This is a genomic window from Rhizobium sp. CBN3 (assembly GCF_030518245.1).
GTDB lineage: Bacteria > Pseudomonadota > Alphaproteobacteria > Rhizobiales > Rhizobiaceae > Rhizobium > Rhizobium aethiopicum_A.
This window is the reverse complement of record NZ_JAULSE010000015.1, coordinates 113,502-137,003: the sequence shown is the minus strand read 5'-3', so window position 1 is coordinate 137,003 and position 23,502 is coordinate 113,502. Positions and strand designations below refer to the sequence as shown.

Genomic DNA, 23,502 nt, shown 5'->3' with positions numbered 1-23,502 from the left:
ACCGACAAGCATAAGCGGCCGGCATTACCGATTTGTAATATCAGCGAAGAATGGAAATAATCCGGGCGCTCACTTTTGCTTGAATGGAGCTCGCAAAGGTCTTCGATGCTGCCGGTCTATGGACGAAGATCGCTCAAAACCCATAAAAACTGAGGGGCGGAACTCTATCGGCGTATCGCCCATCGCAGGCCGACCATCGCTGCGATCCCCAGTATTGGCCAAACCGCCCAGAAGGTTCCACTCCAGGTGAGAGCGTTGATGCCGATAATGCCGAGCGCCGTGATCGCGAGTGTCACCATCCTGCGGTCGAAAAGCGCCTGGTCACGAGTCCAGGCAAGCGCTGCAATGATGACGAGCGCAAGCAGCGGGAAGCGAGCCCAGAAAACTCCGTGCCATGTGAGGAGATTGATGCCGACGAGTACGGCGGCGATGACGCCGAGCACGCTGAACAGCCTTCGGCCGTAGCCGGCAGCCGGTCTTGCCTCGGCCGTGACCGGAGCTGCCGGCTGGGGCCGAACAGAGGCGGGTCGTTCCGCAGGCTGCGCCTCCTCGCCTCCGTCGCCGATCCTGACCGCATAGCTCGGCACGCCCTCGTCGACGTTCTTCACCGTCAGCGGCCCGAGAAACTCGAAACCAACAGCTACCTTGTTGCGCACCTGATCGTAAACTGTGCTCGATATCACGATGCCGCCGGGGGCGGCCGAGGCCTGCAGCCGCGCGGCGATATTGACACCGTCGCCATAGATGTCACCGCCCTCGACGATGACGTCGCCGAGATTGATGCCGATGCGGAAAAGCATGCGCCCGTCGCTTGGACGGCGGGCATTGAAGCCGGCAAGTTCGTTCTGGGTATCGACGGCGGCGCGCACGGCTTCGACGACACTCGGGAACTCGGCGATCAACCCGTCGCCCCAGGTGTTGACGACACGGCCGCCATGGCTTTCGATCAGGTGTCCCATCGCCTCGCGGCAGCGCTTCAGCGTCGCAAGCGTCCCTTCCTCGTCGGCCCCCATCAGCCGTGTATAGTCCTGCACGTCAGCACAGAAGATCGTCGTCAGCTTCCGCCGCGTTTCACTCATGGTCACTCGCCTTTGCTATCGGCCCCGAAAGGTCGCTGCAAAGGTGGAATTGGGTTGAATGGGGACCAATATGAACGATTGCAGCGGCGGTAAATTACGCAGCCTTTGTATTTGTTGCCATCAATAATTGCCGATCGCCACCGGATGCGGGCAAAAGGATGGACGCATACGACGCGCTTAAGCCCGCGCGCCGAAAAAAATCGATCATTGAACAATCTTGCGCGGGCTCGCCGCATGTTCCTTCGCCACGGTGCTCGAGCCGTCGATTTCCTGAAGCAACACGTCGTAGCCCCAAAGATCGGCGAGATGTTGCAGGACGAGCTTCGTGTCACCTTCCTGCAGATAGCAGCCGTTCATGACGATATGCTGCAGCAACAGGCGGCGGTCGCCGGCGAGATCGACATCGACGATATCGATGGCCGGATCGGTCCAGCCGATATCGTATTCGCGGGAGAGCTGGCGGCGAATGCGCAAATAACCGCGCTCATTGTGAATTGCCGAAACCAGCACACCTTCGGTCTGTTCCGGGTCGTCGTAGAGATGGAACAGCCGCAACCGCCGGATCAGGTTCGGGCTTAGGAACTGGCTGATGAAACTTTCGTCCCGGTAATTTGCCCAAACGTCGCGCAGAACCCCCATCGCGTCGCCTCGTCCCGCAATATCGGGAAACCATGCCCGGTCCTCTTCCGTCGGTTTCGTGACGATCCTCTCGATGTCCTGCATCATCGCAAAACCAAGCGCATAGGGATTGAAGCCCGAGAACCGCCGATCGTCGTAGTTTGGCTGGAAGACGACATTGGCGTGGGACTTCAGGAATTCGAGGAAGTTCCCGTCGCTGATCTGCCCCCGCTCGTGAAGCCGGTTCATGATCTGATAATGGACAAAGGTGGCGGTTCCCTCATTCATCACCTTGGTCTGCCGCTGGGGATGGAAATATTGAGCGACGTGGCGGACGATGCGAAGGATCTCGCGCTGCCACGGCTGCAGTCGCGGCGCGGATTTCTCGAGAAAATAGAGGATGTTATCCTGCGGAAGGCCGAGCGCGGCGCGCCGCTTTTCCAAGCCTATATCACCCGCCTTCTTCGCCTTGCCGACGGGAACCGTGCGCCACAGGTCGTTGAACATCTGCTCCTCGTGGGCGCGACGCTCCTGTTCCCGCTTCTCCTCCTGGCGAAGGTCGATGGTGGTCTTGCCGGCATACCGATGCACTCCATGCGACATCAGCGCATGCGCCGCATCGAGCGTTCTTTCGACAGCCGTCTCGCCGTAACGCTCTTCGCAGCGGGTGATATAACCCTTGGCGAAATCAAGGTAATCGAGAATTCCCTCGGCATCGGTCCAGAGCTTGAAGAGATAATTGTTCTTGAAGAAGTGATTATGGCCGAAGGCCGCATGGGCGATGACGAGCGTCTGCATCGTCGCCGTGTTTTCCTCCATCAGATAGGAGATGCAGGGAGAGCTGTTGATGACGATCTCGTAGGCAAGGTCGCGCATCCCGCGGCGGTAGAAGGTTTCATGGTGCGCAAAGTGTTTTCCGAAGGACCAATGGCGGTAAAACAGCGGCATGCCGGTCGAGGAATAGGCATCCAGCATCTGCTCCGAGGTGATGACTTCGATCTGGTTCGGATAGACATCGAGACCGAGCTCGCCGAGCGCGATTTCCTCGCACGCATCGTGGACGCGCTGCAGCGTTGCAAAGTCCCAGTCGGCTCCTTCGAACAAGAGCCGCTCTCTTGGCCTCACCGTCATGGTCATGGCGTCACCTTCGACTGTGCCTCACGTTTCTGGAAGAGATCGTGGAAAACAGGGAATATTTCGCTTCGCCGGCAGACCTTGCGCATCGAAAGCGGCAGCGGTTCGGAACGGATCCCGTCATAGAGCATCCAGAGGGGCGATCGCGATACCGAGGAATCGCCGCCTTCCTCGCCGACCTCGATATAGGCGAAATACTGGCACAGCGGCAAAATCTCGCGCAGCAATTGCCCGGTCAGATTTCCATCCGAATGGGCGTTGTCGCCGTCCGAGGCCTGGGCGCCATAGATATTCCACTCCGCCGGATCGAAACGCGCCGCGATGATCGCCCGCATGGCGGCAAGCGCGCTCGACACCAGCGTGCCGCCCGTCGCCGGACCGTAGAAGAAGGTTTCCTCGTCGACCTCCTCTGCCCTGTCAGTATGGCGGATGAAGACGATTTCCACTTTCTTGTAGCGTTTCGACAGAAAAAGGTAGAGCAGCAGGTAGAATCGCTTCGCAAGGTCCTTCATGTGCTCCGACATCGAGCCCGAGACGTCCATCAGGCAGAACATCACCGCTTTGGCGACAGGTTTCGGCTCGTTTTCGAAGCGGCGATAGCGCACGTCGAGCGGATCGATATAGGGAATGCGCCGGCTTTTTTCCGTCAGGGATTTGAGTTTTGCCTCAAGCGCCAGGCGACTCTCGTCGTCCTCGCATTCCTCGATCTGCCGCTGCAGGGCCTCGATTTCTTCGCGGCGCGGGCGGCCAAGCGCAACGCGGCGCATCATCGCCAGCTTCGTGGTGCGGCCGACGGCAATGTTGGCGGGGGATCCCGATACGGAATAACCGGCCCGGAACGGAGTTTCCTCCTCCGTTTCGGCTAGACGCCGCTTGGCAAGGTCTGGCAATTCAAGGTCATCGAGGAACACATCGAGGAATTCCTCCCGCGTCAGCACGAAGCGGAAACCGTCCTCACCGTCGCCCTCGCCTGCATCTTTTGGTTTTCCACCCTTCCCACCCGGCGGCCGCGGTATGATGTCCCCTTCGACGAAGGCCCGGTTCCCGGGCAGGATGTGGTCGGCGATGCCGCCTTCGCCCCGTCGAAAGCTTGGTTCGGCCATTCCATCGATCGGCAGGCTGATCTCCCCGCCGTCGAGCACGTCTCGAATGTTTCGATTTTGCAGCGAACGTTTCACCGCCTGCTGCACGGCTCCCTTCATGCGTCGAAGGAACCGCTGACGATTTTCCAGACTTTTACCGCGCGGATTTAGCCGCCGGTCGACAATGTGCATAATGGCTCCGCATTAACTTGCCTGTTTGACGCGCATGTACCATTCGACGAGGCGCCGAACCTGCCGTTCCGTGTAACCTCGCGCGGCCATGCGCGAGACGAATTCGCTATGCTTCTTTTCTGTTTCCGAATCCTTCTTCGACCCGAAGGAAATAACCGGCAAGAGATCTTCGACCTGCGAGAACATACGCTTCTCGATGACTTCCCGGATTTTCTCGTAGCTCGTCCATGACGGATTTTTTCCGCCATTGGCTGCCCGCGATCTCAGCGAGAACTTGACGATTTCGTTGCGGAAATCCTTCGGATTGGCGATTCCCGCCGGCTTTTCGATCTTCGTCAGCTCCTGGTTGAGGAGCTCGCGGTCGAGAAGCTGACCAGTATCGGGATCCTTGAAGTCCACATCTTCGATCCAGGCGTCGGCATAATCTACATAACGGTCGAACAGATTCTGTCCGTAGTCCGAATAGGATTCAAGATAGGCCTTCTGAATCTCGTTGCCAATGAACTCTGCGTAGCGTGGCGCAAGATCGGCCTTGATGAATTCCAGATAGCGCTTCTCGACGTCGTCGGAAAACTGCTCGCGACGGATCGCCTGTTCCAGCACATACATCAGATGGACGGGATCGGCGCCGATATCCGTGGTGTCGTGATTGAAGGTGGAGGCGAGCACTTTGAAGGCGAAGCGGGTCGATATCCCGTCCATGCCTTCGTCGATGCCGGCAGCATCCCGGTATTCCTGGACACTGCGGGCGCGCGGATCGCTTTCCTTCAGGCTCTCCCCGTCATAGGTGCGCATCTTCGAGAAGAAGGTCGAATTCTCGTGTTTGCGCAGGCGCGAGAGGACGGAGAAACGCGCCAGCATTTCGAGCGTTGCCGGGGCGCATGGTGCATCCACCAGTTCCGATCCCTCGATCAGCTTTTCGTAGATCTTCTGTTCCTCTGTCACCCTCAGGCAATAGGGCACCTTGATCACGCAGATGCGGTCGATGAAGGCCTCATTGTTCTTGTTGGCCTTGAAGGTCTGCCACTCCGCCTCGTTCGAATGCGCAAGGACGATGCCGGAGAAAGGTATGGCGCCGATATTCTCGGAGCCGATATAATTGCCCTCCTGCGTTGCCGTCAGCAGCGGATGCAGCATCTTGATCGGCGCCTTGAACATCTCGACGAATTCGAGCACGCCCTGATTGGCGCGGTTCAGTCCGCCCGAATAGCTGTAGGCGTCCGGATCGTTCTGAGAATAGGTTTCCAGCTTGCGGATATCCACCTTGCCGACCAACGAGGAGATGTCCTGGTTGTTCTCATCTCCAGGCTCGGTCTTGGCAATTGCGATCTGGCGCAATCGCGAGGGTTGTATCCTGACGACGCGGAATCGGGAAATGTCGCCTCCGAAGTCGTCGAGCCGCTTCAGGCACCACGGGCTCATCAATCCGTTCAGACGCCGCAGCGGGATCCCATACTGCTCCTGCAGGAGCGAACCCATCGTCTCCGGGTCGAAGAGGTTGAGCGGGCTTTCGAACACGGGGCTGATCTCGTCACCGGCCTTCAGCACGTAGATCGGATGAACCTCCATCAACTGCTTCAGCCGCTCCGCCAGCGACGACTTGCCGCCGCCGACCGGACCGAGCAGATAAAGAATCTGCTTGCGCTCCTCGAGCCCCTGCGCCGCATGCCGAAAGAAGGAGACGATGCGTTCGATTGTCTCTTCCATGCCGTGAAAGCCCGCAAAGGCGGGATAAACCCGGATGGTCCTGTTCATGAAGATTCTGCCGAGGCGCGCGTCCTTGGCGGTATCCACCATCTGCGGTTCGCCTATTGCAGCGAGCAGACGCTCGGTCGCGTTGGCATAGGCGATCGGCTCGGTTTTGCAGAGATCGAGATATTCAGAAACCGACATGTCGCTTTCGCGGCGCGCTTCATAACTGCGTGTGAACGCATCGAATACGGATTCACTCAGCATGGGACCTCCATTAAGGTTATGCCGCAGGCTCTAAGCCGTATAACCATCGAGATGGCCACGGCGTTCCTAAGAATCAATAGTTTCGTAGGTATATTCGACGCTCACCGGCCGTTTGTAGCAATGCACAAAATTGTGCATGCACCGGTAATTTTTTTACTCCGCGAAACTGTTTCCCATTGTAGTTGAGAAAAGGGTCATCGCGATATCAGCACATTTAGCGACGTGACATGAATGTCAAAAAGGTGTGCAATGGCGCCCGTGATTCGAGCCGTGGGAAATCGGCGATCGGCCGACGGTGAGAGCAAGCCGGCTCTGACAGCGGGGCAGCCAGCGCGCTCCCGCAGCATGGAACCGGACGAATGTCACCACCCGCCCGGTATATTCCGAATCATCGCTTCCCGGCACTTTTAGCCGTTGAACGCCTTCTCCAGCGCAACCACATCGATCTTGACCATGCCGAGCATGACTTCGGTGACGCGCCTTGCCCGCTCGCGATCTTCGTCGGCGATCATCTCGGAGAGAGCGCGCGGGACGATCTGCCAGGAAAGACCCCAGCGGTCCTTCAGCCAGCCGCAGGCCTCCGGCGTGCCGCCATTGGCGAGGAAGGCATCCCATATCCGATCGATCTCCGCCTGGCTTTCCAGAAGGATCGCGATCGAAAAGGAATGGTTGAAGCTGTCGAGCGGACCGGCCTTCATCGCCAGGAAGGCTTGGTCGCCAAGCGTGAACTCGATCAGTTCGACGCTGCCGGGAGGGCCGCTCGGCGTTTCCGCCGGAAGTATGGTGGTGCGGCCGATCCTGGAATCCGGAATGATCGACACGTAGAATTCGACGGCTTCGCGTGCCTGCTCCGCGAACCAGAGATTTGAAATGACCTTGGGCATGGACAGCCTCCTTGTTGGCGAGTATCCCGGACTTCTGTCCGATGCTTCGAGGACGTCTGGTCGACGCCGGTTCCGACAGGCTGCGATCGGATTTTTTTCGCCGCCCACACCCCCGCAATAGCGGCGGTTCGGGAATGAAAGCGGAACATCTTTTCTGGCCTTTCCTTCCCGAATCACTACATTACGCGCCATGAGCAATAGTTTCGACGATATTCCCTTCTTCGACGAGGAGCCGGGCGAAGTGGCGCGTAAGCCGCAGCCGTCTGTCGCAACTGCCGGAAGGCCGGCCGCCGGCGGCGGCATCGCCGCCCGCGCCATGGCGGCGCGTGACGGCGGCAAGCGGCCGGATTATCTCGCCGGATTGAACCCGGAACAGACCGAAGCCGTCGAAACGCTGGAAGGCCCCGTCCTCGTGCTCGCCGGCGCCGGCACCGGAAAGACGCGCGTGCTGACGACCCGCATCGCCCATATCCTCAATACCGGCCGCGCCTTCCCTTCGCAGATCCTGGCCGTCACCTTTACCAACAAGGCCGCGCGCGAGATGAAGGAGCGCATCGCCCTGCTCGTCGGCGGCGCCGTCGAAGGCATGCCCTGGCTCGGCACCTTCCACTCGATCGGCGTCAAGCTCCTGCGCCGCCATGGCGAACTCGTCGGCCTGAGCTCCGGTTTCACCATTCTCGACACCGACGATGTCGTGCGCCTGATCAAGCAGCTGATCCAGGCCGAAGGCCTCGACGACAAGCGCTGGCCGGCCAAGCAATTCGCCGGCATGATCGACACCTGGAAGAACAAGGGCCTCGGCCCCGCCGATATCCCCGAGGGCGATGCCCGCGCCTTCGCCAACGGCCGTGGGCGCGATCTCTATTTCGCCTATCAGGCGCGCCTGACGACGCTGAACGCTTGCGATTTCGGCGACCTGCTGATGCATCCGATCGCGATCTTCCGCAAGAATCCGGATCTCCTGAAGGAATATCACGGCCGCTTCCGCTATATCCTCGTCGACGAATATCAGGATACCAACACCGCCCAATATATGTGGCTGAGGCTTCTTGCCCAGCGCGCCAAGGGCGAGCCGCAGAATGTCTGCTGCGTCGGTGACGACGACCAGTCGATCTATGGGTGGCGCGGCGCGGAGGTCGACAATATTCTTCGCTTCGAGAAGGATTTCCCCGGCGCCAAAGTCATCAAGCTGGAGCGCAACTACCGTTCGACCGAACATATCCTCGGCGCGGCCGCCCACCTGATCGCCCACAATGAAGGCCGCCTGGGCAAGACGTTGTTCACCGACCGCGCCGATCCCGACGACGTCAAGGTCCAGGTCCACGCCTCCTGGGATTCGGAAGAGGAAGCCCGTGCCATCGGCGAGGAGATCGAGCAACTCCAGCGCAACAAACATCTGCTGAACGACATGGCGATCCTCGTGCGTGCCTCCTTCCAAATGCGCGAATTCGAAGACCGCTTCGTCACCCTCGGCCTCAATTACCGCGTCATCGGCGGCCCGCGCTTCTATGAGCGCCTCGAAATCCGCGATGCCCTGGCCTATTTCCGCCTGGTGGCGCAGCCGGCCGACGACCTCGCCTTCGAACGTATCATCAACACGCCGAAGCGCGGCCTCGGCGACACGACGGTGCGCGCGCTGCACGATTATGCGCGCGCCCGCGACATCCCGATGCTGGCGGCCGCCGCCGACATCATCGAGACGGACGAACTGAAGCCGAAGGCGCGAAAAGCCCTCTTCGACGTGATTCAATCTTTCCGCCGGTGGCAGGAACTGCTTGAAAACACGCCACATACCGAACTTGCCGAGCAGATCCTCGAAGAGTCCGGCTATACCGACATGTGGAAGAACGACAAGAGCGCCGAAGCTCCGGGCCGCTTGGAAAACTTGAAGGAACTCATCCGCTCGATGGAAAGCTTCGAGTCGATGCGCGGCTTCCTCGAGCACGTTTCCCTCGTCATGGATGCCGAGACCAACGAGAACCTCGACGCAGTCTCGATCATGACGCTGCATTCGGCCAAGGGCCTGGAATTCAACACCGTTTTCCTGCCCGGCTGGGAGGAAGGCCTTTTTCCGCATCAGCGCTCGCTCGATGAAAGCGGCCGCGCCGGCCTGGAGGAGGAACGCCGCCTCGCCTATGTCGGCATCACCCGCGCCAAACGCCGCTGCCACATCTGGTTCGTCTCCAACCGCCGCATCCACGGTCTCTGGCAATCGACCCTGCCCTCGCGTTTCCTGGACGAACTGCCGGAGACCCATGTCGAGGTCGCCGAGATGGAACAGAGCTACGGCGGTTACGGCCGCGGCGGCTACGGCCAGTCCCGCTTCGACAAGGCCGAACCCTTCGCCAATTCCTATTCGACTCCCGGCTGGAAGCGCGCCCAAGCCAACAAGACCGATGCTACCCGCGACAATTGGGGCACCCGCTCCGGCCACGCCGTCGAACGCATCGGTTACGGCGAAAGCGGCCCGAAGGGGCGCATGATAGACGGCGAACTGGTGGCGAAATCGACATCGTCGGAACCATCGCGCTTCACTCTCGGCGACCGCGTATTCCACTTGAAGTTCGGCAACGGCAACATCACCGGCATCGAAGGCAACAAGCTGACGATCGATTTCGATCGCGCCGGCCAGAAGCGGGTGCTGGACGGGTTCGTCGAGCGCGTGTGATTTTGCGGTTATACCGCGTGGGAACCCTTACCCGAACATCCGCATACTGCTGAGCCCGAGAATATCGTTCAGCAGGGCGATCCCCATTCCGGCGGCGACGATCGACAGCCCGATCAGGAACAGTCGCCGAGCCCGGTCGTATTTTGCGGCGAGCAGGGAGTCGCGCGCGAGCAGATCGGCAAACACCTTCACCTGAACGGCGATACCGACAGTCAGGAACGACATCGGCAGCAGATCGATGCGGCTCCAGTCATTGGGATTGGAGACCCAGAGACTGATGAAATTGAGGGAGAAACCAAGAATGATCCCGGTCGCCGTCAGCGAGCCATTGCGGAATGTCGCATCGATCTTTTCATCTGCTTGAGGATCGGACATGGCTTCAATCTCGATTTGCTGATGAGCCAAGAAAGGCAGAAATCGCGGCGGCGGGCAAGGTTGAGCGGACGTTGCCGTCGAAGAAGGCGCTGCAGCGCCTCAGCCGGCAAACCGATGAAGGCTGACACGGGAAAAATGAGGCTCTGCCGGGGAGATCCCGCAGTGTAAAACCTTCGCCTTCCCGCCGTTTCGAGAGGAGAGTCACTGCGATCAAATATCCATGGTTGCATTAGCGTATGCTTTTTCGACCAGCCACTACCGGAGGTACTAGAATTAACACTTGCGCACCCGCGCTGGGAAATCCACTAGTGGTGTGTTCGGTGCATTTGGCATTTGCATTGCAATAACGCGAAGGGATTGGCCTTGATGAAAGCGCTGCTGCTCGTCGATATCCAGAACGGCTTTTGTCCGGGCGGCAATCTGCCGGTGCCGGACGGCGACAAGGTGGTTCCCGTCGCAAACCGGCTGATCGACAGCGGCAGATACGATCTGATCGTCGCCTCGCAGGACTGGCATCCGCCCGGCCACGGCAGCTTCGCCTCCGCCCATCCGGGTGCCACCCCCTTCGAGATGGGCGAATTGGCCGGCAAGCCACAGATGATGTGGCCCGACCACTGTATCCAGGGTACGCCCGACGCCGAACTGCATCCGGAACTGAAGTCCGAAGAGATCGACCTGATCCAGCAGAAGGGCGAGGATCCCAGAATCGACAGCTATTCGGCGTTCCGCGACAATGACCGGGATGCTTCGACCGGTCTTTCCAATTTTCTCCAGGAACAGGGTGTCACCGATCTCGACGTCTGCGGGCTGGCGACCGATTACTGTGTCAAGTTCTCGGCGCTCGACGCGCTCGAGATGATGCCTGGTGTGCGCGTGCGCTTCATCGAGGATGCCAGTCGCGGCATTACCCCCGAAGGTGTTGCCGCCGCCATCGATGAGATGCGGGCGCATGGCATCGCTGTGATTAAAAGCGCAGATGCCTTGCACCAATGAGCTTGCGATCGCCGGCTATTTCAGCAAATAGGCGTCGAATGTCTCATCGCTGCCGGCAACGGGGCCGAAGCGCTTGACGAGGGTCGTCTCGCTCCGGAATGCCGAAATGTCCTCTGGCATCAGGGATAGCAGCCAATTGTAACTTTCGCGCAATGAGACCGGTGCGGCAATCCGGTCAAGCCGCTGTGAGAGAAGAACGACGACGGGAGCATGCTCGCTCTGCTGCAGTTGCCGCGCCGTCTGCAGAATGTCGGCAAGGCTGAGAGACAGCCGCGCTTTGCTGGTATAGTGCACAATGGCACCGAACCGTTCCTCCCTTAGAAGATAGGTGCGATTGGAGATGTAATAGGGCAAGGCTTCCACGAGATAATCGGGGTCCGCCATGATGATCGCATCCTTGAGATCAGGACGAGATTGAATGAACGAGCCGAGATCCCGGGCTCGGCTGAGCGGCATGTCGGTGAAAAGGAATTGATGGACCCTCTCGATGCCGGAAGCGACCTGCAGCGCGAGCAATATTATGAAGCACAGACGCCCGATCTTCACGCCGACGCCGGCAGTTTCGGTGCCGGCGACATCGGCGGGGCCGGCCCGAGGCGGCTGGGTCAAAGCGGTGATTGCGATCATGAAGACCAGCCACAGCGCCTGATGTCTGTAGCTACCTGGGTAAACGAGCGTAAAAAGCAGGGAAAGCCCGAGGAGAACCAGTGCTGCTGCGAACATCGCCGGTCGCCGGTTCGCCAGCCCCAACAGGCTGCCATAGATGAGCACAGCCATGAGCAACGCGAATATCCGGGCGAACAATGGATCAGCCACGACCAGTTCAAGGATCCGGTCGGGGTAGAACGCCATGAAATAGGAACTGGCCGCGGTAAAGGCAGAAAGGACAAACAAAGCGAAATTCTTGCCCGCAAGATCGTTCTGCCCCGCATCATTGAAGGTCGGATAGACCGTCATGACGCAGAGAACAATGCCGACGGCGGCAATGGCAGCGGCTGTCACTAGGGCCCGATATGCGCTCAAAGGGGGTCTTGGCCGCGCCAGAACCAGATCGAAAAACCAATAGGCGAGGAAACCGCCGACGAGGACCACCGAATGGACATTGGTATTGGCCAGCAAGGCGAACAGCAGGCCAAGCAATATCCCATTGCGGAGGCCTTTCTCCCAATTCAGGACGATAAGGAAGACCACCAGCATGCTGATGCCGTAATTTCGCGACATTGCGGCGTAGTCGAAAACCGAAAAGCTGCAGAACAGCGACAGCAGCATGATGCGAAGGGGCAGTTTCAGCCGGAAAACAAGGAGGTAGGCCGAGACCGTCGCGACCGTCAGCGCGACGATCTTCAGGACGACGGGTGAGCCGACCACGACATGAGCGGCGCGCAGCAGGATATACCAGAGAGCAGGATGACCTTCGCCATGCATCTGGCGAAGCATATCGATGAAACTTTCGCCCTGAAGAGCGAGCGACAAGGCGCGAACCTCGTCACGCCATACCGCTTCGAACCAGCAAAGCGCAGACGCTAGCGCAAACCACAGCAGAAAGATCGACGCTTTGCGAAGCACGGTTGATCGGCGTTCATCGATATCAGAGACAATCACAGCCAATTGACACAACCCGGTGACGGAAAATGTCGCGACGATACCGGTGTCCCGATAATTTGGTGTTAAAAACGTTCGGTCCGATTGAGCTTTGGGGCGCTTCTCCGCCGTCGCGAGTGCCACCGTCGAGCGCCGACGGCGGCGGCTGCGATGGCACAAAAATTTCCCCGTCCATGTCGGCTGAACCCAGCTTGGTCCGTTCTTGGTTCTGAACACAACAACCATGGGAGATGAGAATGAGAAAGCTTGTGACCGCAGCCTTCATAAGCCTGGACGGCGTCATGCAGGCGCCGGGCGCGCCGCAGGAGGATCCGACCGGCGGCTTCAGCCTTGGCGGCTGGACCGTCAATTACTGGGACGAGCCGATGGGCCAGTTCATGGGCGGGATCTTCAGCAATCCCTTCGCATTGCTGCTTGGCCGCAAGACCTACGAGATCTTCGCAGCCCACTGGCCCTTCGTCGGCCAAGACGACCCGATTGGAAAGGTCTTCAATGCCGCGACCAAATATGTCGCGACCACCTCCACCCAGCCGCTCGCCTGGGAAAATTCCGTCGCGCTTCATGGCGACGCTGCGGCCGAAATCGCCCGGTTGAAGCAGGAGGATGGCCCAGATCTTCTAACGCAGGGCAGCAGTGGCCTGCTGCAGACCTTGCTGGCGCACGACCTGATCGACGAACTCCGGCTTCTGACCTTCCCGCTTATTCTTGGCCCCGGCAAGCGCCTGTTCGCCGATGGCGCTAAACCGCAGGCGCTGAAGCTCACGGCAAATGCAGTATCCACGACCGGTGTCATCATGAGCGTCTACGAGCGTGCGGGCGAGGTCAAAACCGGCACCTTTGGAATGCAGGAACCTTCGCAAGCCGAAATCGCCCGCCGGGAGCGAATGAACCGCGAGGGCTAAACGCCGCTACCCGTTTACGGCCCAACGCTCTTGTTCTTCTCGTCGCGCTCCATGAGATAGATGTCCTCCGCCAGGTCCTCCATCTTTCGCAGAAGGGCTGCGTGTGCATCGCGAAGGCCTTGATTGTAATAATGGGCACCGATCTCCTCGGCGAAAAAGTCGAGCAGGAACTCGGCCGGCAGCGCGCCGATCGGCTGGTCGAGCTCCGTCTCGAAATAGCGGCGAATACTGGAAACGATGATCGCCTTCGCCTCCTTCGAAAATTCAATCTTCTTCATGGGAGTCCCTTCGGCCGGATGCAGTCAGGCTTTGATGCTTCAGCGAAATCGATTGGTCAATCAACGAAATTCAATTGCCGCGGAAGACCATAGCCCATAAGGAAAACCTGAATTTCCAACAGGACACCCACATGAATCGCGCCGACTTTGTTGAAGGTTTGCGGGGCGGCTCGGCCGTTGCGCTGGCATCGGCGCCCTTCGGCGCGCTGTTCGGAGCGCTGGCGGTTGAAAACGGCATGTCGCTTTCCGAGGCCGCCTTCATGAGCGCCACGGTCTATGCCGGTGCCAGCCAGATGGTCGGCATCGAACTCTTCGGCCACAAGGTCCATGCCTGGCTGATCGTGCTGTCGATCCTCGCCGTCAATTTCCGCCACGTGCTCTATTCCGCGGCCTTAGCGGGCTACATCGGCCATTTCACCTCGGTGCAGAAATTCTTCACCTTCTTCCTGCTCGTCGATCCGCAATTTGCCGCGGCGGTCAAGCGCGGCGAAGCCGGCAAGCCGCTTACCTTCGCGTGGTACCTCGGCTTCGGCATCATCATCTACATCCCCTGGGTGCTGATCAGCGTCGCCGGCGGCATGCTCGGCGGCTTCATCGGCGATCCCAAGGCGATCGGCCTCGATATCCTGTTGCCGGCCTATTTCCTCGGCATCGTCCTCGGTTTCCGCAAGCGCGACAATTTCCTGCCGGTGGCGCTCGTCAGCGCGGTGGCATCAGTGCTCGCCTACCGTTATGTCGGCTCGCCCTGGCATGTCAGCCTAGGTGCGGCCGCCGGCATCGTGCTGGCTGCCCTGCTGCCGCTGCCGCGCGAGGTGCCGGATCTCGAAGCCGACGCCCTTCAATCCGAAGTGCACGAGGTTTGAGCCATGGAATTCGATCTCCACATGGCGCTCGTCATCCTCGCCGCAGCAGTCGCCACCTTCGCCACCCGCATCGGCGGCTATATCCTCATCACCCGAATGAAGAGCATTCCGCCGCGCGTGGAAGCGGCGCTGAATGCCGTGCCGGCCGCCGTGCTGACGACTCTTGTCGCACCTGCCTTCTTCATCGGCGGCTGGGAATCGAAACTGGCACTGATCGTTGCGCTCTTCGTCGGCCTGCGCATTTCCCATACATGGATGCTGGTTGCCGCCTGGGTTGTCGTGATGGCATGGCGCTACACGATCGGCGCCTGAGCCCTGCCTTGCGCCTGAAAGTTGCGCGACCTTGCGGCCCGAAGACAGTGCTCCGCCGCCTCTTGCCTAATATTCGAGCGGCAGCGTCGCGTTTTCGAGCCACGCCTTGACGTCGTGGTCATGGATCAACGGCATCAGCGCCTCGCATGTGCGGCGGTGATAGTCGTTGAACCAATGCAGCTCATCATGGGTCAGCAGCTCGGGAATGACGAGGCTGCGGTCGATCGGGCAAAAGGTCAACGTCTCGAAGCCGAGCATCGGCATGTCGCCGCCGTCGATCTCCTCGGCGCCACGCACATAGATCAGGTTCTCGATACGGATGCCGAAGCTGCCCGGCCGGTAATAACCTGGCTCGTTCGAGAGGATCATGCCGGGCAGCAGCTCCTGCGTCGAAAGCCTGGAGATGCGCTGCGGTCCCTCATGCACAGAGAGATAGGAGCCGACTCCATGGCCTGTGCCATGGGCAAAATCGGCGCCTGCCCGCCACAGCGCGATCCGCGCCAGCGGATCGAGGTCGCAGCCGCGTGTACCCCTGGGGAAACGTGCCGTGCTGATCTGGATCATTCCCTTGAGCACCATCGTGAAGAAACGGCGATGCTCCTCTGACACCGTACCAATCCCGACCGTGCGGGTAATGTCGGTCGTGCCGTTGATATATTGCGCACCGGAATCGATCAGGAAGAGTTCACCCGCCTCGATCATCCGGTTGGTCTCGGTCGTGACACGATAATGCATGATCGCCGCGTGTTCGCCGGCGCCGGAGATCGTATCGAAGGAAATATCCTTCAGCGGGTTCTGCATGCTCTGGCCGACACGGGCGCGCACAGCCTCCAGATGTTCGGCAGCGGCGATCTCGCTGACGCTGCCTGGTTTCTCCTGCGACAGCCAATAAAGGAATTCCACCATCGCCGCCCCGTCCTGCAGATGTGCAGCGGCCGAGCCGTTGATTTCGACGTCGTTTTTCACCGCGCGCGGCAGCTTGGCGGGATCGGCGCCCTCCACCACTTCACCGCCAGCCCGGCGGACGATCTCCGCCAGCGCATGTGAGGCGATATCAGCGTCGATCAGCACGCGGCCGCCATCCCTGGAAACGGCAGCGAGCCTCTCTTCGAGCGCCGAAGGCGGCAGCTGCGTGCAGATCTGCCCGAGATAGGCCTCGGGCTCGATGCCTGTCTTGCGCTTGTCGAGGAAGAGTTCGGCCCGTCCGTCGGTATGGATGATGGCGCGCGCCAGCGGATGCGGCGTGTGCGGCACGTCGGCACCGCGGATATTGAAGATCCAGGCAACCGACGAGGGATCGGCGATCAGCACCGCAGCCAGGTTTTTCTTCGAAAGATCGGCAGCAATCGTCGCAATCTTATCGTTCGCCAGCACGCCGGCCTGGGCGACATTCTGGATGGTGACGGCGCCGAGCGGCTCGGCCGGCCGATCGCTCCACAACCGGTCGAGCGGATTGTACGGCAGGAAGACCAACGTCCCGCCGATCTGCGCCAGTGCTTTTTCCAGGCGCCGTACCTCCGCGCCCGCGTGCAGCCAGGGATCGATGCCGAGCCTCAGCCCCTTGCTTCCGTTTGCGGCAAGCCAGACATGCGGCGGCTCGTTGACGAGATCGCCAACCGAGAATACCGAGCCGTCAACTTGTTCGGCCAGCTGCGTCACATAGCGCCCGTCGACGAAGACGATCGCCTGCGTCCGCAGGATCAGCGCAATGCCCGCCGAGCCGGTGAAGCCCGTCAGCCATGCCAGGCGCTCGGAGCATGCGGGAACATATTCGCCGTTGAATTCGTCGGCACGCGGCACGAGGAAGGCATCTATGCCGAGCGCATCGAATCCGGCGCGCAACGCCGAAACCCGATCCTTGCCGAACTGCGGCGTGGAGGTGACCTCGAAAGACTGGAACATGCTGGAAATCCGAATGGTTGAAACGAATCCGGTTAATGGGATGCAGTCATGTTAGCGAAATTTCAATCGATGGGGAGAAAAAGCGACGAAACGAGTCGAAGTCACTGCAGACGCTCGGCATTTTGACAGAACTGTGACGCTAAAAGTTAATTTGGCATGCTTTATGCATTGGCCGCATGGCTCCCATGAGGAAAACCCTCTGCCTCCGCATTTCAGAATAGCTATATAGACGCCATCGAACGGTTCGGATGAACCAGCAAACAAAGGATTTTTTGAAATGACCGCCTCTCTCTCGCGCTTCGCATACAGCAGCCCGGTACAGGCTGGCGAACGCCAGACCGTGCGTCACGTGATCGGCGCCCGCCGCCCGCAGAACGAGGACAGCCTCAAGCTGCTCGGCGCCGGCCAGCGCGTGACGCGCCACCAGGGCGCCCCCAGCTACGCGTTCTAAGCTTAAAGCCTGTCCGTCCCCTCCCTCCCGGACCGGCCTATTGGAATGCAGTAGAGCCTGCTTGAGCACTCCTCCTCCTTCGAGCTCGCGGGCATTGGCCGGATAGACCGGTCCAAGGCGGTGCCACTGGCGCCGCCTTTTTCTTTTGTTGAGAACGGCACGGGAAGCGCGCTATCCTGTGGAACAACTGAGGTCACGACTTGTCCCCTCTTCTCCCCAGCGTGGAGAAGGTGGCCCGTAGGGTCGGATGAGGGGGCCGCACGGCACGCCCTTCATTGCCCTTCGCTTGCGCTCAGCGCATTCGCGGCTTCGCCGCTCACCCCCTCATCTGCCCTTCGGGCATCTTCTCCCCGCCGGGGAGCGGAGTAAGTCGCACCCGTCGCCCCGATCCTCTCCCTCCTCAAGGCCGATCGAAATGAATCGTCACCCAGCCGTTCCGCCAGATCGTCCTGACATGGCGGAGCCGCGCGCCACTATAGGCGGCGATCACCTTCCACCGTTGTGACGCGAGAATGCCTGAAAGGATCACCGATCCGCCGGGCGCAAGATGCGTGGCGAGCTTTGGCGCCATCCGGATCAGCGGCCGGGCGAGAATATTGGCGATGATGAGGTCGAAGGGGCCATGCTCCGAGAAGGCCGTCGAATGAAAACCCGGTGCGGTCTTCGTGACGATGCCCGACGCGATGCCGTTGCGTCGTACGTTTTCAGCCGCGACCCGCGTCGCGATCGGATCGATATCGGTCGCAAGCACCGGTATATTTTTGAGCTTGCGCACCGCGATCGCCAGAACGCCGCTGCCGGTGCCGAGATCGAGCGCATTGCCAACCCGGCGCGAACGCACCACGGCATCGATCATCTCCAAGCAACCGGCCGTTGTGCCGTGATGGCCGGTGCCGAAGGCCTGGCCGGCATCGATCTCGATGGCGATGTCGCCGGAGAGGACCTTGTCGCGGTCATGCGAGCCATGCACCAGGAAGCGCCCTGCCCTGACTGGCTTCAATCCTTCGAGCGATTTCGCCACCCAGTCGACATCCGGGATGACTTCTCGCAACAGCTGAGCATCTGGAAAAGCGACCTTCAGCGCCGCCTCGATGCGAGAGCGCACATCTGACTCGTCCTCGGTCATCATATAGACCGAGGCTTCCCAGACATCCTTCTTTTCATCGATTTCGGTAGTGCCGATGGCGAAGTCTTCTTCGCCGAAGACTTGGGTCAGGAGCTCGAGGATCGCTTCGGCCTGGCTTTCGGTGGTCGACACGTAAAGGCGGATTTCACTCACGATAGGCGGTCTTTCCCGTTTCCGTTGCCCGCCATCGGTCGAGCCAACGGCCCATCACGCTGAAGCCGTCACCCCTTATTGACGAGATTCTCCAGCTTCTTTACCGCCGTGTCCGGATTTTCGCCATAGGCGATCGTTCCGGCAAAGCGTCCAGCCGAATCGAGCAGGAAGACCGAGGCGAAATGATCCATCGTATAGTCGCCGTTCGGGTCCTTCTCATCGACCGGTACCTTCTTGGCGTAGATGCGGAAACCCTTGATAACCTCGGCGATCTTGTCCGGCGGGCCTGAAATGCCGATGATGCGCTTGGAAAAATTGGAAACATATTGGTTCATGATTTCGGGCGTGTCGCGCTCGGGATCGACGGTCACGAAATAGCCCTGCAGCTTGGTTCCCTCGGGATCTACCTTCTCCATCCAGCCGTTCAGCTCGTACAGTGTCGTCGGGCAAACTTCGGGGCAATGGGTAAAGCCGAAGAACAGCGCCGTCGGCTTGCCGCGCAACGCCTGTTCGGTAATCGGTTGGCCGCTTTGAGAAACGAGCGTGAAAGGCACGCCGTAGGGAGCTTCCGCCACCACGTCCCGCGACTTCATGGAATAACTAACCGCGCCGAGAACTCCGGCAAGTATCAGAACACCGATCCAGACGGCGATGCGAAATGTCTTCATGGCGTGGCCCTCAGTCGGAGGCGGTCATGCCCCCGCCGGCGTGATTATAGTTTCGGCCGGAGGCGCGCAATTCAAGAATATGTTTTCTGACCCGTGATTAATTGCCTCAGGGGCAGAAGCTGTCCAGGGCGGAAAAATCGTCGAACCGCAATAGCGCATACCAAAAAGCGGCATCATTTGAAACACTTACCATCAAGGTGAACAGATAAGTTCAAGAGAAACATCATTAGGAAAGGCTTAAATCGTCATCTTTATATTTAGCAGTGCGTGCGGCCCGATCGAGCCGTTCTGACATGAAGTCTGCCGAGTGGCGAAAATCCCCGGACGTCCGCATGAGGGTAGGAAAAACATAAACCCGAGCGGTTTGTGGAGGGGTCTTTTCATGACGAATTCATCGGTGCGCAAGAGCCTGTCGGTGAGCCAGCGGCTCTGGACACTGGGCGGTGCGGCCTTCATCGGTTTCGGAACGATGCTCGGCGTCGGCTGGTACGAGAACATGCGGATCGACACGGCGTTGCGCCGCGCCGGCGAGATCCAGACGAGCGTCAACCATATCGGCGACATGCGGCTTGCGAATCTGACGATGGTCTTGGCCGCGATGGACATCATCGTCGACAAGGACAGCAAGGCCGTCGAACCCGAGCGCATCAAACTGATCGGTGATTCGCTGGCTGCTCTTTCGGGTGGTTCGAAGGAGATGCACTTTCTGGCGAATGAAATGCAAGTCGGCAGCCTGTTGAAGAGCTATGACGCCGATGTCGCCGCAATCGGCAAGGCAATACAGGTCGATCTGATCGCGCTGGTCCAGCAGGGAGCACCCGACGCCGAATTCGACAAGATCGACGACGCGATCGACGGCGCCGGCGAGGAACTGACCGCAACGCTCGACAAGCTCGCCGCCGACGGCACCATTTTCGCCCAACAGCATGTCGAGCTCGCCAATGCTGTATCGCGGGAGGCCCTCATCCTGCAGATCGGCCTCGGTGTCCTGGCCATCCTCACCATGGGTGTCCTGCAATATGTCCATGGCGGCTCGATCCGGCGTGGCATCGGCGCCGTGCGCCAGAGCATGCAGCGCATCATGAGCGGCGACCTGGCCAGCGACGTTGCGGAAAAGAACCGCGGCGACGAGATCGGCGAAATGGCCCGCGCGGCCGACAGCTTCCGCCTCGCCGCCATCGAAAAGCGCGACCTTGAAGCCCGGACTGAGACCGACAGGCAACGCAGCGATGCCGAGCAGCGTGCCCGCGAAGCCGCCAAGCTTGCCGACGCGGAAGCTCTGAACGCCGCCGTCACCGCTCTCGGCGCCGGCCTCACCCGTCTGTCGGGCGGCGATGTGACCGTGACGATCGACCAGCCGTTCCGCGACGAACTGGAGCGCTTGCGCCTGGACTTCAACCAGACGACCGTGACGCTGCGCAAAGCAATGAGCGACATCGCCATCAACAGCAGCTCGATCGAGGCGAACAGCCGCCAGATGCGCGCCGCCGCCGACGATCTCGCCAAACGCACCGAGCAGCAGGCCGCCTCGCTGGAAGAGACGTCCGCCGCCCTCGACCAGATTACCGCCACCGTCCGTAACGCCACCAACCGCGCCGAGGAAGTGGGCCACATGGTCTCCCACACCCGCGAGAATACAGCGAAATCGGATATCGTCGTCGGTGATGCGATGGCCGCGATGGAGCGAATCGAAGGCGCCTCCCGCGAGATCGGCAAGATCATCAACGTCATCGACGAAATCGCGTTCCAGACGAACCTCCTGGCGCTCAACGCCGGTGTCGAGGCAGCGCGCGCCGGCGAGGCCGGCAAGGGCTTCGCCGTCGTCGCCCAGGAAGTGCGCGAACTCGCCGGCCGTGCTGCGGGTGCTGCCAAGGATATCAAGGCCTTGATCGGAAAATCCGGCGAGGAAGTGAAGATCGGCGGCGAACTGGTGACAGCCGCCGGTGAAGCGCTTCGCCAGATCGGCGAAGATGTTCTGCGCATCGACGAACATGTTAAATCAATCGTAACCTCTGCGCGCGAACAATCGGTTGGATTGAACGAAATCAATACTTCAATCAGCCAGATGGATCAGGTCACGCAGAAGAACGCGGCCATGGTGGAAGAGACGAATGCCGCAAGCCATACGCTCGCCATCGACGCCGAAAATCTGACGCAACTGATCAAGCAGTTCAAAACCGGCGAGGGCATGAGCGCCCGGCAAACGCCGCGAGAGGCAACCGCCGCCTCGCATTCGAGACCTTCTCCCGCACGCAGCCTGATCGGCAAAGTCGCGGGCGCATTCAACGGTGGTTCCGCCGCCAAAGCCATCGCCGCTCCCGCCGGGGACAACTGGGAAGAATTCTGATCATGAACAACAACGCCATCAAGCAGTCGGGCGCCTATCTCGAAATCGTTTCGTTCCACCTGGGCGACCAGGAATTCTGCATCGACATCATGGCCATCCGCGAAATCCGCGGTTGGGCGCCGGTAACGCCGATGCCGCATACCCCTCCCTACGTGTTGGGCCTCATCAACCTGCGCGGCGCGGTGATCCCGGTCATCGACATGGCCTGCCGCCTCGGCATGAAGATGACCGAGCCTTCCGAGCGCTCGGCGATCATCGTCACCGACATCGCCGGCAAGCTGGTCGGCCTGCTGGTCGAGCAGGTTTCCGACATGATGACCATCAAGAGCGAAGACCTGCAACCGCCGCCGGAAATCATCCCGGAAGCCCAGCGCGCCTTCTGCCGCGGCATCGTCGCGCTGGAGAAGACCATGGTCTGCTTCCTGAACCTCGATACCGTCATTGCCGACGAGCTGAATCAGGCGGCTTGATATTTATCTGAGCATGGAATTCGGAGGGCCCGGCTCGTCCGGGCCTCTTTCGTTTTTGAGGAAGATGCGGCTCACCTTATCTACCGAGCCGCGCGCCCCCTCTCCTCCGTCATCTCTGTGCTTGTTGTCACAGGGATCCAGCCACCGCGCGTCCGCGCGGTGAATGACCCACCATAAGAGTCTCCTGCGCCCAAAGACTTGGGCGCGCTGGATCCCTGTGACAAGCACAGGGATGGGGAGTTTGGGGAGACGACCCACACCCTTCCTAACATCCGCAACCCTACTACGGCCTCCCATTCTTCCAGGTCACGTTCTGCCCATAGAGCGGAATGGTCGAGATCGACATCTTCGCCGAACCATCGGTCAGTTCCCGCGAATGAGCGAGATAGATCAACGTGTCGTTGGTCTTGTCGTAGATGCGGTTAACAACAAGCGTCTTCCAGATCAGCGACATGCCCTGGCGGAACACCTCGCTGCCGTCCCTGGAGAGGTCGATGTTGCCGATCTCAATCGGCCCGGTCTGGCGGCAGGCGATGGAATTGTTGGACGGATCCTCGAACCAGTTGCCGTTCTTGAACCGGTCGATCAGGCTGCGATCGAAATAGGTGACGTGGCAGGTGACGCCCTTGACCTCGGGATCGGAGAGTGCCTCGATCATGATGTCATTGCCGATCCAGTCGACCCCGACCTTGCCGACGACTTCGGCCGAGGCGGCGCCCGTGGAAATGGCAGCGAAGGAAAATGCGGCGAGAAAAAACATGCGCAGCTTGGACATGGCGGCTCCCTGGATGATCCGCATTCTAGATAAGCATGCACCCAGGCTTTGCAAGAAAGCGCCGCTGCAGGTTCAGATTCAGCCCTTCCGGCAGGTGCAGGGCGCGTAGCCCTTCGCCGTCAGCCGCCCCGGCGTCATGCCGATCAACGCCGGAATCGCTTCCACGGCTTTCGCCTTGACCGCCTTCGCCATCTCGATCGCCGCTGCCGCGCAGACCGCGGCATCCTCGGCGGCGTTATGGTGCATGAAACGCAGGCCAAGATGCTCGGCGATCAGGTTCAGCCGATGCGAGAGGAAATGCGGCCAGATCCGCTGCGCCATTTTCAGGCTGCAGAGATAAGTGAGTTCCGGATAGGATTGCCGGTAGAGATCGAGGCTCGCCCGCCAGACGCTGAAATCGAAGGCCGCGTTGTGCGCGATCATCGTCGCGCCGCTGATATCATCGTAGAACTCGTCCATCACCTCGGGAAACTCCGGCGCATCCTCGACATGCTCCGGCCGGATACCGTGGATCGCGATGTTCATCCCGGAAAACCGCATGTCGCGCGGCCGGATCAGCCGCTCCTCGACGCGAGTAACCCGTCCCTCCTCGATCCAGGCAAGGCCGACCGAGCAGGCGCTGCCGCGCTGCTCGTTGGCCGTCTCGAAATCGATGGCGATGGTCGTCAAAGA

21 protein-coding genes are annotated in these 23,502 nt (G+C 60.2%); 8 read left to right on the top strand and 13 right to left on the bottom strand.

All coding sequences use genetic code 11. The features are described from left to right. Nucleotides 1-164: 164 nt before the first annotated feature. The 5 genes from QWJ46_RS21925 to QWJ46_RS21905 all read right to left on the bottom strand — a co-directional run bounded on the left by QWJ46_RS21925 (nucleotide 165) and on the right by QWJ46_RS21905 (nucleotide 6,945). Entirely contained in the window at nucleotides 165-1,079 is a 915-nt protein-coding gene (locus tag QWJ46_RS21925) for an adenylate/guanylate cyclase domain-containing protein (RefSeq protein ID WP_302753835.1), read from the bottom strand. 204 nt (nucleotides 1,080-1,283) lie between these two features. Next, nucleotides 1,284-2,834 carry a SpoVR family protein gene (locus tag QWJ46_RS21920; RefSeq protein WP_184460469.1) on the bottom strand — a complete coding sequence of 517 codons (1,551 nt, stop codon included), beginning with the start codon at nucleotides 2,832-2,834 and terminating at the stop codon, nucleotides 1,284-1,286. Beyond that, nucleotides 2,831-4,105: a YeaH/YhbH family protein gene (locus tag QWJ46_RS21915; RefSeq protein ID WP_184460468.1), complete on the bottom strand. Its 1,275-nt coding sequence runs from the start codon at nucleotides 4,103-4,105 to the stop codon at nucleotides 2,831-2,833. The genes QWJ46_RS21920 and QWJ46_RS21915 overlap by 4 nt, the downstream gene beginning before the upstream one ends. A gap of 12 nt (nucleotides 4,106-4,117) precedes the next feature. Beyond that, the gene (locus QWJ46_RS21910; RefSeq protein WP_064803761.1) at nucleotides 4,118-6,061 is read right to left on the bottom strand and encodes a PrkA family serine protein kinase; all 1,944 of its coding nucleotides are present in this window, start codon (nucleotides 6,059-6,061) and stop codon (nucleotides 4,118-4,120) included. 407 nt (nucleotides 6,062-6,468) lie between these two features. Then, nucleotides 6,469-6,945, bottom strand: coding sequence for a VOC family protein (locus tag QWJ46_RS21905; protein WP_184460467.1), 477 nt, complete (start codon nucleotides 6,943-6,945; stop codon nucleotides 6,469-6,471). Between the two features lie 190 nt (nucleotides 6,946-7,135). Between QWJ46_RS21905 and QWJ46_RS21900 the strand changes: the two genes are divergently transcribed. Further along, nucleotides 7,136-9,613, top strand: coding sequence for an ATP-dependent helicase (locus tag QWJ46_RS21900; RefSeq protein ID WP_302753830.1), 2,478 nt, complete (start codon nucleotides 7,136-7,138; stop codon nucleotides 9,611-9,613). 27 nt (nucleotides 9,614-9,640) lie between these two features. On the opposite strand, the gene QWJ46_RS21895 is transcribed toward QWJ46_RS21900, so the two are convergent. Beyond that, nucleotides 9,641-9,988 (bottom strand): hypothetical protein, encoded by a 348-nt coding sequence (locus QWJ46_RS21895; RefSeq protein ID WP_302753828.1) that lies wholly within the window; start codon nucleotides 9,986-9,988, stop codon nucleotides 9,641-9,643. Between the two features lie 366 nt (nucleotides 9,989-10,354). Between QWJ46_RS21895 and pncA the strand changes: the two genes are divergently transcribed. After that, nucleotides 10,355-10,981, top strand: a complete 627-nt coding sequence (gene pncA / locus QWJ46_RS21890; protein WP_302753826.1) for a bifunctional nicotinamidase/pyrazinamidase — start codon at nucleotides 10,355-10,357, stop codon at nucleotides 10,979-10,981. Between the two features lie 15 nt (nucleotides 10,982-10,996). Here the strand turns inward: pncA and QWJ46_RS21885 are convergent, their stop codons facing one another. After that, a complete protein-coding gene (locus tag QWJ46_RS21885) occupies nucleotides 10,997-12,589 on the bottom strand; it encodes a hypothetical protein (protein ID WP_302753824.1) in 1,593 nt (530 codons plus the stop codon). A gap of 230 nt (nucleotides 12,590-12,819) precedes the next feature. Between QWJ46_RS21885 and QWJ46_RS21880 the strand changes: the two genes are divergently transcribed. After that, entirely contained in the window at nucleotides 12,820-13,485 is a 666-nt protein-coding gene (locus QWJ46_RS21880; protein WP_302753822.1) for a dihydrofolate reductase family protein, read from the top strand. A gap of 14 nt (nucleotides 13,486-13,499) precedes the next feature. On the opposite strand, the gene QWJ46_RS21875 is transcribed toward QWJ46_RS21880, so the two are convergent. Continuing rightward, nucleotides 13,500-13,763, bottom strand: a complete 264-nt coding sequence (locus QWJ46_RS21875) for a DUF2164 domain-containing protein (RefSeq protein ID WP_302753820.1) — start codon at nucleotides 13,761-13,763, stop codon at nucleotides 13,500-13,502. A gap of 131 nt (nucleotides 13,764-13,894) precedes the next feature. Between QWJ46_RS21875 and QWJ46_RS21870 the strand changes: the two genes are divergently transcribed. Next, the gene (locus tag QWJ46_RS21870; protein ID WP_184460460.1) at nucleotides 13,895-14,626 is read left to right on the top strand and encodes an AzlC family ABC transporter permease; all 732 of its coding nucleotides are present in this window, start codon (nucleotides 13,895-13,897) and stop codon (nucleotides 14,624-14,626) included. 3 nt (nucleotides 14,627-14,629) lie between these two features. Continuing rightward, a complete protein-coding gene (locus tag QWJ46_RS21865) occupies nucleotides 14,630-14,938 on the top strand; it encodes an AzlD family protein (protein WP_064803774.1) in 309 nt (102 codons plus the stop codon). A 66-nt stretch (nucleotides 14,939-15,004) separates the two neighbouring features. Here QWJ46_RS21865 and QWJ46_RS21860 read toward each other — a convergent pair whose 3' ends face one another. Next, complete coding sequence (locus QWJ46_RS21860; protein ID WP_302753818.1) at nucleotides 15,005-16,840, bottom strand: aminopeptidase P family protein; 1,836 nt, start codon at nucleotides 16,838-16,840, stop codon at nucleotides 15,005-15,007. A gap of 277 nt (nucleotides 16,841-17,117) precedes the next feature. On the opposite strand from QWJ46_RS21860, the gene QWJ46_RS21855 reads away from it, so the two are divergent. After that, a complete protein-coding gene (locus QWJ46_RS21855) occupies nucleotides 17,118-17,291 on the top strand; it encodes a hypothetical protein (RefSeq protein ID WP_004668779.1) in 174 nt (57 codons plus the stop codon). A gap of 400 nt (nucleotides 17,292-17,691) precedes the next feature. Here QWJ46_RS21855 and QWJ46_RS21850 read toward each other — a convergent pair whose 3' ends face one another. Next, the gene (locus QWJ46_RS21850) at nucleotides 17,692-18,570 is read right to left on the bottom strand and encodes a 50S ribosomal protein L11 methyltransferase (protein WP_184460458.1); all 879 of its coding nucleotides are present in this window, start codon (nucleotides 18,568-18,570) and stop codon (nucleotides 17,692-17,694) included. Between the two features lie 68 nt (nucleotides 18,571-18,638). Further along, nucleotides 18,639-19,238: an SCO family protein gene (locus QWJ46_RS21845; RefSeq protein WP_184460457.1), complete on the bottom strand. Its 600-nt coding sequence runs from the start codon at nucleotides 19,236-19,238 to the stop codon at nucleotides 18,639-18,641. A 382-nt stretch (nucleotides 19,239-19,620) separates the two neighbouring features. Here QWJ46_RS21845 and QWJ46_RS21840 point away from each other — a divergent pair, with 382 nt between their 5' ends. Continuing rightward, nucleotides 19,621-21,585, top strand: coding sequence for a methyl-accepting chemotaxis protein (locus QWJ46_RS21840; RefSeq protein ID WP_184460456.1), 1,965 nt, complete (start codon nucleotides 19,621-19,623; stop codon nucleotides 21,583-21,585). A gap of 2 nt (nucleotides 21,586-21,587) precedes the next feature. After that, entirely contained in the window at nucleotides 21,588-22,055 is a 468-nt protein-coding gene (locus QWJ46_RS21835) for a chemotaxis protein CheW (protein WP_004668786.1), read from the top strand. A 283-nt stretch (nucleotides 22,056-22,338) separates the two neighbouring features. On the opposite strand, the gene QWJ46_RS21830 is transcribed toward QWJ46_RS21835, so the two are convergent. Together QWJ46_RS21830 and QWJ46_RS21825 are read right to left on the bottom strand one after the other, a co-directional pair. After that, on the bottom strand, nucleotides 22,339-22,830 hold the full coding sequence (locus tag QWJ46_RS21830) for a CreA family protein (RefSeq protein WP_302753807.1): 492 nt from the start codon (nucleotides 22,828-22,830) through the stop codon (nucleotides 22,339-22,341). A 78-nt stretch (nucleotides 22,831-22,908) separates the two neighbouring features. Further along, on the bottom strand, nucleotides 22,909-23,499 hold the full coding sequence (locus QWJ46_RS21825; protein WP_302753805.1) for a 3'-5' exonuclease: 591 nt from the start codon (nucleotides 23,497-23,499) through the stop codon (nucleotides 22,909-22,911). Nucleotides 23,500-23,502 lie beyond the last annotated feature (3 nt).

Excerpts from the sequence above, each read along its gene's own strand:
- QWJ46_RS21925 (WP_302753835.1), bottom strand. The coding sequence starts at position 1,079 with ATGAGTGAAACGCGGCGGAAGCTGACGACGATCTTCTGTGCTGACGTG.
- QWJ46_RS21920 (WP_184460469.1), bottom strand. The coding sequence starts at position 2,834 with ATGACCATGACGGTGAGGCCAAGAGAGCGGCTCTTGTTCGAAGGAGCC.
- QWJ46_RS21915 (WP_184460468.1), bottom strand. The coding sequence starts at position 4,105 with ATGCACATTGTCGACCGGCGGCTAAATCCGCGCGGTAAAAGTCTGGAA.
- QWJ46_RS21910 (WP_064803761.1), bottom strand. The coding sequence starts at position 6,061 with ATGCTGAGTGAATCCGTATTCGATGCGTTCACACGCAGTTATGAAGCG.
- QWJ46_RS21905 (WP_184460467.1), bottom strand. The coding sequence starts at position 6,945 with ATGCCCAAGGTCATTTCAAATCTCTGGTTCGCGGAGCAGGCACGCGAA.
- QWJ46_RS21900 (WP_302753830.1), top strand. The coding sequence starts at position 7,136 with ATGAGCAATAGTTTCGACGATATTCCCTTCTTCGACGAGGAGCCGGGC.
- QWJ46_RS21895 (WP_302753828.1), bottom strand. The coding sequence starts at position 9,988 with ATGTCCGATCCTCAAGCAGATGAAAAGATCGATGCGACATTCCGCAAT.
- pncA (WP_302753826.1), top strand. The coding sequence starts at position 10,355 with ATGAAAGCGCTGCTGCTCGTCGATATCCAGAACGGCTTTTGTCCGGGC.
- QWJ46_RS21880 (WP_302753822.1), top strand. The coding sequence starts at position 12,820 with ATGAGAAAGCTTGTGACCGCAGCCTTCATAAGCCTGGACGGCGTCATG.
- QWJ46_RS21875 (WP_302753820.1), bottom strand. The coding sequence starts at position 13,763 with ATGAAGAAGATTGAATTTTCGAAGGAGGCGAAGGCGATCATCGTTTCC.
- QWJ46_RS21870 (WP_184460460.1), top strand. The coding sequence starts at position 13,895 with ATGAATCGCGCCGACTTTGTTGAAGGTTTGCGGGGCGGCTCGGCCGTT.
- QWJ46_RS21865 (WP_064803774.1), top strand. The coding sequence starts at position 14,630 with ATGGAATTCGATCTCCACATGGCGCTCGTCATCCTCGCCGCAGCAGTC.
- QWJ46_RS21860 (WP_302753818.1), bottom strand. The coding sequence starts at position 16,840 with ATGTTCCAGTCTTTCGAGGTCACCTCCACGCCGCAGTTCGGCAAGGAT.
- QWJ46_RS21855 (WP_004668779.1), top strand. The coding sequence starts at position 17,118 with ATGACCGCCTCTCTCTCGCGCTTCGCATACAGCAGCCCGGTACAGGCT.
- QWJ46_RS21845 (WP_184460457.1), bottom strand. The coding sequence starts at position 19,238 with ATGAAGACATTTCGCATCGCCGTCTGGATCGGTGTTCTGATACTTGCC.
- QWJ46_RS21840 (WP_184460456.1), top strand. The coding sequence starts at position 19,621 with ATGACGAATTCATCGGTGCGCAAGAGCCTGTCGGTGAGCCAGCGGCTC.
- QWJ46_RS21835 (WP_004668786.1), top strand. The coding sequence starts at position 21,588 with ATGAACAACAACGCCATCAAGCAGTCGGGCGCCTATCTCGAAATCGTT.
- QWJ46_RS21830 (WP_302753807.1), bottom strand. The coding sequence starts at position 22,830 with ATGTCCAAGCTGCGCATGTTTTTTCTCGCCGCATTTTCCTTCGCTGCC.